9 protein-coding genes and 1 pseudogene are annotated in these 8,142 nt (G+C 43.4%); 3 read left to right on the top strand and 7 right to left on the bottom strand.

Going from position 1 to position 8,142, the window contains the following annotated elements:
• The coding region (locus tag O9332_RS09470; protein WP_288025110.1) for an RNA-guided endonuclease InsQ/TnpB family protein at positions 1-498 on the bottom strand (498 nt) is incomplete at its 3' end.
• A gap of 171 nt (positions 499-669) precedes the next feature.
• Between O9332_RS09470 and pyrG the strand changes: the two genes are divergently transcribed.
• Positions 670-2,310: a glutamine hydrolyzing CTP synthase gene (gene pyrG / locus O9332_RS09465; RefSeq protein ID WP_287169660.1), complete on the top strand. Its 1,641-nt coding sequence runs from the start codon at positions 670-672 to the stop codon at positions 2,308-2,310.
• Positions 2,311-2,391: 81 nt separating this feature from the next.
• Here the strand turns inward: pyrG and O9332_RS09460 are convergent, their stop codons facing one another.
• The 5 genes from O9332_RS09460 to O9332_RS09440 all read right to left on the bottom strand — a co-directional run bounded on the left by O9332_RS09460 (position 2,392) and on the right by O9332_RS09440 (position 5,833).
• On the bottom strand, positions 2,392-2,709 hold the full coding sequence (locus tag O9332_RS09460) for a 2Fe-2S iron-sulfur cluster-binding protein (RefSeq protein WP_004159498.1): 318 nt from the start codon (positions 2,707-2,709) through the stop codon (positions 2,392-2,394).
• 391 nt (positions 2,710-3,100) lie between these two features.
• A complete protein-coding gene (locus O9332_RS09455) occupies positions 3,101-3,298 on the bottom strand; it encodes a hypothetical protein (protein WP_002731987.1) in 198 nt (65 codons plus the stop codon).
• A gap of 31 nt (positions 3,299-3,329) precedes the next feature.
• On the bottom strand, positions 3,330-3,905 hold the full coding sequence (def, locus tag O9332_RS09450) for a peptide deformylase (protein ID WP_002748816.1): 576 nt from the start codon (positions 3,903-3,905) through the stop codon (positions 3,330-3,332).
• A 312-nt stretch (positions 3,906-4,217) separates the two neighbouring features.
• Positions 4,218-5,621, bottom strand: a complete 1,404-nt coding sequence (locus tag O9332_RS09445) for a serine/threonine protein kinase (protein ID WP_004159495.1) — start codon at positions 5,619-5,621, stop codon at positions 4,218-4,220.
• 11 nt (positions 5,622-5,632) lie between these two features.
• Positions 5,633-5,833, bottom strand: a complete 201-nt coding sequence (locus tag O9332_RS09440) for a hypothetical protein (RefSeq protein ID WP_043999278.1) — start codon at positions 5,831-5,833, stop codon at positions 5,633-5,635.
• A gap of 201 nt (positions 5,834-6,034) precedes the next feature.
• On the opposite strand from O9332_RS09440, the gene crtE reads away from it, so the two are divergent.
• Together crtE and O9332_RS09430 are read left to right on the top strand one after the other, a co-directional pair.
• Positions 6,035-6,964 (top strand): geranylgeranyl diphosphate synthase CrtE, encoded by a 930-nt coding sequence (crtE, locus tag O9332_RS09435; RefSeq protein WP_190356510.1) that lies wholly within the window; start codon positions 6,035-6,037, stop codon positions 6,962-6,964.
• 17 nt (positions 6,965-6,981) lie between these two features.
• Positions 6,982-7,434: a divergent PAP2 family protein gene (locus O9332_RS09430; RefSeq protein ID WP_079209560.1), complete on the top strand. Its 453-nt coding sequence runs from the start codon at positions 6,982-6,984 to the stop codon at positions 7,432-7,434.
• Positions 7,435-8,009: 575 nt separating this feature from the next.
• On the opposite strand, the pseudogene O9332_RS09425 reads toward O9332_RS09430, so the two are convergent.
• Positions 8,010-8,142 (bottom strand): annotated as a pseudogene (locus O9332_RS09425) (IS630-like element ISMae24 family transposase); the annotation flags it as partial.

Genomic DNA, 8,142 nt, shown 5'->3' with positions numbered 1-8,142 from the left:
AAATCTAATTGAAATATGCCAACGTCCAGAAGGATGTAATCTGACTGTTACTGTGCTTGGTTCACAGCTTTCTGGTATTTTTCTTGACCATCGAATAGGTAAAGGTTCTGTGCATTTGGCTAAATAGATTTGTTTGTCTTTAAATTTAAAGGCTGATTTGGTAAATTCGGCACTTCCTCCTTGATGTTTTTTCTTAAAGTTGGGATACTTAGTACGACCAGCAAAGAAATTAGTAAAAGCTGTTTGTAGGTGTCTTAACCCTTGTTGTAAAGGTACACAGCTAACTTCGTTTAAAAAGTCTAATTCTTCTTGTTTTTTCCAATCGGTCAACATTGAAGAAGTTTCAGTATATCCTACTCTTTCTTGTCTTTCATACCAAGCTTGTGTTCGTTCGTGCAGAGCTTTGTTGTAAACTAATCTTACACAGCCCAATGTGCGCCGCAATAGCGACTCTTGTGTTGGTGTTGGGTAAAATCGGTAAGAATAGGCTTTTTCCATATCTCGCATTCTAGCATATATCGTGTAAATGCGCTAAAATCTGACGGTAAAGCCGTCGTAGAACGACGGGGTTTCAGACCCAAATTTTCGATGAAATCTGGGAAAATGACACCGCCCCATCCCGAAAACTCTCACCCCTTGCTAGGTATAATTGATCGCAGGAAGAATTTTATGAGTAAATTTGTCTTTGTCACCGGGGGAGTTGTCTCCAGTATTGGGAAAGGAATTGTCGCCGCTAGTTTGGGAAGATTGTTGAAAAGTCGGGATTATTCCGTCTCAATTCTGAAATTAGACCCCTATATCAACGTGGATCCGGGTACGATGAGTCCTTTTCAACACGGAGAGGTATTTGTCACCGATGATGGGGCCGAAACCGACCTCGACCTTGGCCACTACGAACGTTTTACCGATACGGAACTCTCCCGTCTCAATAGCGTGACTACTGGCTCGATTTATCAAGCGGTATTGAATAAAGAGCGCCGTGGTGCTTATATGGGGGGAACCGTGCAGGTAATTCCCCATATTACCAACGAAATCAAGGAAAGGATTCTCCGGGTGGCCAAAGATACCAACCCCGATATTGTCATCACAGAAATTGGTGGTACGGTGGGAGACATCGAATCTTTGCCTTTTTTAGAAGCAATTAGGCAATTTAGGAAGGATGTAGGTCGAAATAACGTGGTTTATATGCACGTTACCCTAATTCCTTGGATTCCGGCCGCTAAGGAGATGAAAACTAAACCGACGCAACACTCGGTCAAGGAATTAAGATCGATCGGCATTCAACCGGATGTGTTAGTCTGTCGTTGTCATCTACCCCTACAACCGGGTTTAAAAGAAAAACTCTCAGCTTTCTGTGATGTGCCGGTGGAATCGGTGATTACTGCTCAGGATGCCAGCAGTATCTACGAAGTGCCTCTCAATCTGGAAAAAGAGGGATTAGCGCAACAAACCCTAGAATTATTAAACCTGGGTCCCCGATACCCCCATCTGGAGGAGTGGGAAAATCTCATCCGACAGATGCAATCCCCCGGTCAAAAATTAGAGATAGCTATCGTCGGTAAATATGTGCAATTGGGGGACGCTTATCTCTCGGTGGTAGAGGCCTTGAAACACGCTGCTATTGCCCTTGATAGCGAGATAGAATTGCGTTGGGTAAGTGCCGAAGATGTGGATCACGATTCGGCCGAAGCTCATTTAAGCGGTGTTGACGGTATTGTTGTACCAGGTGGTTTTGGTATTAGGGGTGTGGATGGCAAAATTAAGGCGATCGAGTATGCTAGGGTCAATAATATTCCTTTCTTGGGTCTCTGTTTAGGGATGCAGTGTTCGATTATCGAATGGGGTCGCAATGTGGCCCGATTAGAAAGGGCCAATAGTTCCGAATTTGAAGAGGATACACCCAATCCAGTGATTAATTTACTGCCAGAACAGGCAGATGTGGTGGATTTAGGGGGAACAATGCGCTTAGGTCTCTATCCCTGCCGTTTAAATCCCGATAGTCTGGCTTTCTCCCTCTACGGTCAAGAGGTTATCTATGAGCGCCATCGTCACCGTTACGAGTTTAATAATGCCTATCGTAGTCTCTTTTTCGAGACTGGTTATCTGGTGAGTGGCACTTCTCCTGATGGTCGTTTGGTGGAAATTATCGAACTACCAAAACATCCTTTCTTTATTGCTACCCAATTTCACCCCGAATTTCGCTCTCGTCCCAATAAAGCTCATCCTCTCTTTTCTGGTTTCATGAAAGCGGCCCTTAAGGGTAGAGAGGAAAAGTTTTCCCTGAGTAGTCAGCATTCAGCTATTAGTTAGGGTTTGCTGGTTCTATTGGCTCAAAATCTGGTTTTTTGGGGGGAAACCCCCGAAAATTTGTCATCTTAACCCCAGTTTGTCCTAGGGTTTCCCGAATTGACGTTGATAAACTACTTCTTCCTTGCCAGATTCCAGTTTAATATCCGAGCGAGGATAGGCCACACATAACAAAGCATAGCCTTCTTTTTGCAGGTCGGGGGATAATCCCATGCCCTCTCCTTGTTCGACGCTACCCTGGGAAAGTTGAGCGGCGCAGGTAGTACATACGCCCGCATTGCAAGAACTGGGTAAGTCAATCCCCGCATCGTAGGCTGCCTTTAGTATAGTTTGATCTTCCCTAACTTCGATCGTTTGTGTTGTTCCTAAATGGGAAATTTCTACTTTGTAGGTTGTGGTCATAGCTAATGAATGATGCTTTGAACTTCACCTATTTTATCATTCTAGATTGCGGATAGAGGAGAGAGGGGGGAAATCTTTACCTAATCAGATTTTCACCGATCGGCAGATAATTGATTGTCATGAAAGATGATAAGTAGGTAGGCGTTAAAAATTATCAGACACCACCCTTATCAACGGGGGACTAAGGGTAGGGTTGATTCATGAATCAACCCTACTATGAATCAACCCTAGTACTAAGGGGGTATCGAACCTAAAAACTATTTTTAATTTAATTATAACCAGCTACTTAAAGTCCTCAAAAGTAGTAACTTTTTCTGGCAATTTGTCCTGTAGTTAAAACAAACAAAAGAGAGAAATAAATTCTCTCTTCTGCAACCGAGGGGAAGTTATTCTATTTGTAATTGGCTCTCGTGTCTTTAACCGCCGCCCAAAAAAATAGGGCTGTTAGTGGCACACTTGCCGCTAGAATTAGGCCAGTGGTGGTATTGCCTAAATCCGGTTCTCCCGAACTAATTTCAAAGACACAACCCACACCAGCGATCGCTGCAATACAGGATAATAACAATAAAACGCCGCTTTTCGGGGTCATCTTCACTCCTCACCTAAATTAACTAATGCCTTTATTTTGTCACTTTCTCGACCGGTTTCACCGCTTGCACGGAAAAACCGTGTTTTTTTAATTCTTCATTGAGTGCCAAATCGTTATCTACTCTGTCCACGAACATGACACCATTAAGATGGTCCATTTCGTGTTGAATTACCCGCGCTAGTAAACCGTTAGCTTGCAGTTTTCGCGGTTTCCCCTGTTCATCTTTATAACTCACTTCGATCGCTTGGGGACGGATGACATCTAAAAACACATCGGGAATACTCAAACAACCCTCTTCCGCTTTGCACAATTCCCGACTATAACCGATAATTTGGGGATTAATCAGAATTAGGGGCGGATTTTCGGGTTTATCGTGTTCACAATCGATGACAATCAATTGTTTATTGACTGCCACTTGCGGAGCCGCTAAACCGATACCATTGGAACTATACATAGTTTGCAGCATTTCTCTGGCTAATTGGCGGATGCTGTCATCGACTTTAGCAATCCGCTTGGCCGGTTGACGCAGGACTCGATCGCCGAGATAATGCAGTTCTAAAGGGGGTTTTTCTAATTTGCGTTTTTCTACGGTAATAGTGGCGCTCATAAACTTAATTATCGATGGGATGCACAATTTTGATCTTAGTCACTGGCTCTGGGGGATTTCTCAGGAAAAGGGAGAAAAAAGCCGAGACTCTTCATAAAATTTTACACCGCTCACAGACAGTTCGTCCATATCAGGGGGTGGGAAGTGGGGAGAGGGGAGATTTTTCAGTTATCAGTAAGCAGTAAACAGTAATCAGTGGGGAAGTGGGGAGATTTTTCAGTTATCAGTAAGCAGTAATCAGTAATCAGTGGGGGAGAACGGAGAAGGGAGAAGGGAGAGGGGAGAAGGGAGAAAAAAGCTGATTGCAACCGGCTACTTATTAGTAATTGGTATTCCTAACCATTGACTCAATTCCGCTGCTAACCATTCAATTTCGGGTTGACTCAGATATTCTTTTGTTTTACTGCTAATAGTATATTCTTTAGTCCCCGCCCAAATAGTTAAAGCCATCGGCACATAAACTCGATCGCCATCACCATCTTTGCTATGATAACTATCAGCTTTCACCAGTTTATTAATATGTTCCCGTGCCATTTTCTTTTTGCCCGGAAGTGTCAAACCCCAAATTCGCTGAATGGCAACAATTTCTTGACTATCAATAGTGATAATTTCCTCCCCTTTGAGACAATAAATAATCTGGTAAAGCAGTCCTAAACCTACAAACCAAAAAGGCACGGAAAAGGAAAAGAGCAGAAAAAACCAACTCATCCACAGAGGAGTAGAAACGGCTCCTCCTGTCCATAATAATAAAAAAGCGTTCCAAGCGATGGCAAAGGCTCCAAAAAAAATTAATTTAGGGGTAAAACCTTCGGGAGGTAAAGATATTTTAATTTTCTCCTCGCTTTTTTGCAACTGTACCCGACTCCCTGCGGGTTTTTCAAGGTTCGAGGAAGTTAATTGAATTTCGTGGAGAGTATTTAAAGCTTGATTTGCTGCTTGTGCTGAAATAAACCTTTTCTCGAGACTAGGTTCAAGTAATTGCCCTAACCAATGAACAAAAGCAGGGCTTAAATTGGCTAAATTATTTAATTGAATCTTGCCATCTTTTTGGGGTAAATCTGCGGGATGAATGCCTGTAGCTAGATAGATTAAAGTCGCTCCTAAACTGTATAAATCAGAAGCGGCAACGGTGCGACCACCGAATTGTTCGGGGGGCATATAACCGTAGGTTCCGACGATAGTTAAAGTGGCCTGTTCCTGTTGAGCAACAGTCTGGACAGAACCAAAATCAATTAAATAGACATTGCCGATACTATGGCCCGATCGATCTTTTAGTAAAATATTACTAGGTTTCAAATCCCGGTGGATAATTGGCGGGTTAAGTCCATGGAGATAAATTAAAATACCTAGGATAGATTTAGCTAATTCTTGCAGGTCTGATTCACTAAATTTGCGACCATTTTCTATCTGTTCCTTGAGAGATTTAGCCTCGATATAACTCTGAACAAGGGCAAAACCTTGATAGGTATCGGTGCGAACTTCAAAATAGTCGATATATTCAGGAATCGAGCGACAATCTAGATGTTTAAGAGTTTCGGCCTCCCGTTCAAAGAGTTTTAAATCTGTCCATTCAAAATCGGGACTGAAGATTAATAATTTGACGACAACAGTAGTACCCGTTTTTAGATCTTGGGCGAGAAAAGTGCGTCTTCCGGTTTGTTTACCTAACTGACTTTGAATTTGGTATCGATCGCCTAAAATTTGCCCTGGCAGCATACAATATATTCCTAGGATAATCCTACTTCTAGGCTAATCGAGAAATTTCTAAACTGCAAGCTAAGAAAACGGAAGTTTGACCGAATCATCAAAACTTTAGCATCTCCGATGATAACTGCGGCGAAATTCAATTGTATCGCCCGTTTTTCGCTAATCCCTAGACTGGGCTGCTGAGGGAGGTATTTTTTCAGGTTAAAAGAGAAAATAGGCATCAGAAAAGAAAATTAGACCCTCTCCGTCTGGGAAAATGTAGTACAAGTGTTCAGAATGTCAATTCTGGCACTCCCATGCAGTCTGAAGGCGTAATTTAGACAGTCAACAGCTTAGGGGACAAGGGAGCGGTCAGTTTAATTCCGATCGAGGTGGAGTTTCCTGATATAGTTTTAAAAGCAGTCGGTTCAAGACAAAAAGACATGGTTACTAGGGGCGAACAAGGGGTAGAAGTGAGGAAAAACGAGAGCTTTTCTCTGGCTTCCTATCTAGAGGAAAAGCGGTTAATTGTCGAGTCAGCTTTAGATAGCTCTTTAGTTATCGGCAATCCTGCCAAAATCTACGAGGCGATGCGCTATTCTCTCCTCGCCGGTGGCAAACGGCTGCGGCCGATTTTATGTCTGGCTACCTGTGAATTGATGGGGGGTTCCCTAGAGATGGCTTTACCCACCGCTTGCGCCCTAGAAATGATTCACACTATGTCATTAATTCATGACGATTTACCCGCCATGGATAACGATGATTACCGACGTGGGAAATTAACCAACCATAAGGTTTTTGGCGAAGATATCGCTATTTTAGCTGGGGATGGTCTCCTAGCCTACGCTTTCGAGTATGTGGCTACCCAGACTCGTAATGTACCTCCCCTACAGATTTTAGAGGTAATTGCCCGTTTAGGTCGCACGGTCGGGGCAGCGGGTTTAGTGGGAGGTCAGGTTTTAGACTTGGAATCCGAAGGAAAACCCGATATTTCGGCAGAAACTCTCGGTTTTATCCATACTCAGAAAACGGGGGCCCTGTTGGAGACTTCTGTGGTGTCGGGGGCAGTTTTAGCGGGGGCAAAAGGGGAAGATATAGCTAAATTAGCCCGCTATGCCCAAAATATTGGCTTGGCTTTCCAAATTATCGATGATGTTCTCGATATCACGGCGACAAAGGAGGAATTAGGTAAAACCGCCGGTAAGGATCTACAGGCACAAAAAGCCACCTATCCCAGTCTCTGGGGGATAGAAGGGTCCCGCCAGCAAGCTCAACAGTTAATAGACAGTGCCATCGGTGAATTGAGTAGCTACGATGAGGCCGCTGAACCTTTACGGGCCATCGCCGAGTATATTGTTAATCGTAAAAATTAAATTAAACGAATGAGATTATGCAGGACTTCGAGCAGGTGTTACACAATCAAATACTGCTAGTCTCTCTTTTAGCTTGTTTCACTGCCCAGGGACTAAAAGCGCTGATTGAGTTAATCCGCGATGGTAAGGTGAGTCTGCGCTATCTAGTCTCGTCGGGAGGAATGCCTAGCGCTCACTCGGCGCTGGTGGGGGCCTTGGCGACTGGGGTAGGATTACAGATGGGTTGGTCTAGTCCCGAATTTGCGATTGCGGCGCTTTTTGCGGTTATTGTTATGTATGATGCGGCTGGAGTGCGTCAGGCAGCAGGAAAACAGGCCCGGATTCTCAATCAAATTATCGATGAAATGTTCCAGGAGGGCAAGGAATTTAACGAGGAACGTTTAAAGGAATTAATTGGTCATACTCCTTTTCAAGTGCTGGTCGGTTTAAGTTTGGGTATCGGTATCGCCCTGGTGCTGCTCTGTCATTAATTGAGGTGTTTTCTGGGGTTGAGATAAACTAGATTTAAGAACTGAAAATCCGGGGTAATCACTCATGTTACAATCCCTAAAAATTGAGGGCTTTTGCGGTTTTCAAAGTTTTGAGATGGCCAATCTTGGTACGCCAATTCAAATTTGAAACGCATCAGCAGCAATGTTTGAGATAGAGGCAAAAAGGAATCAAAGTTACAGGAATCCACTCAACAAAGTGCTGATAACTGGGTAAATTGGCACAAGCATCGCTCCAGTATTCAGCTACATGGTCTAAATAGGGTTTGCGGCAAAAAGTTTGTTGGTGGGGTTAGGAGTCAGTAGCCGGTCGTCAGTAGCCGGTCGTCGGGAGTTTCAGGCTTTGTTGCCCTCTCTTTTTTGTACCAACTTATGTACTATAATAAGGATAATGCAAGGTTTTTGATGGTCCCAATCCGATTTTCGCAGCATGAACATCGGATTTTAACAGGTCAAAAGCCTTATTTTAAAAGGGTTTTACCATTATTCAGCAAACCCTAAATAATCAGTTTTTAATCTCTTCGGGTCTAATTCCCCGCCGCTCGCGGCGTAAGTACCTAGGCAAAATTAATTACATACTCGCCTCCAAAATTGTCCAGCACTTTTTTAACGTAAGCGAGGAGGCTCTTTCGGTCTTTATAGGCGCTAAATTCAATCCATTCATATTTTAAAAATCTCCATAATATTTCA

It is taken from the genome of Microcystis sp. LE19-10.1B (assembly GCF_027530565.1).
In the GTDB taxonomy this organism is placed as follows: domain Bacteria; phylum Cyanobacteriota; class Cyanobacteriia; order Cyanobacteriales; family Microcystaceae; genus Microcystis; species Microcystis aeruginosa.
This window is presented reverse-complemented; position numbering and strand designations above follow the sequence as displayed.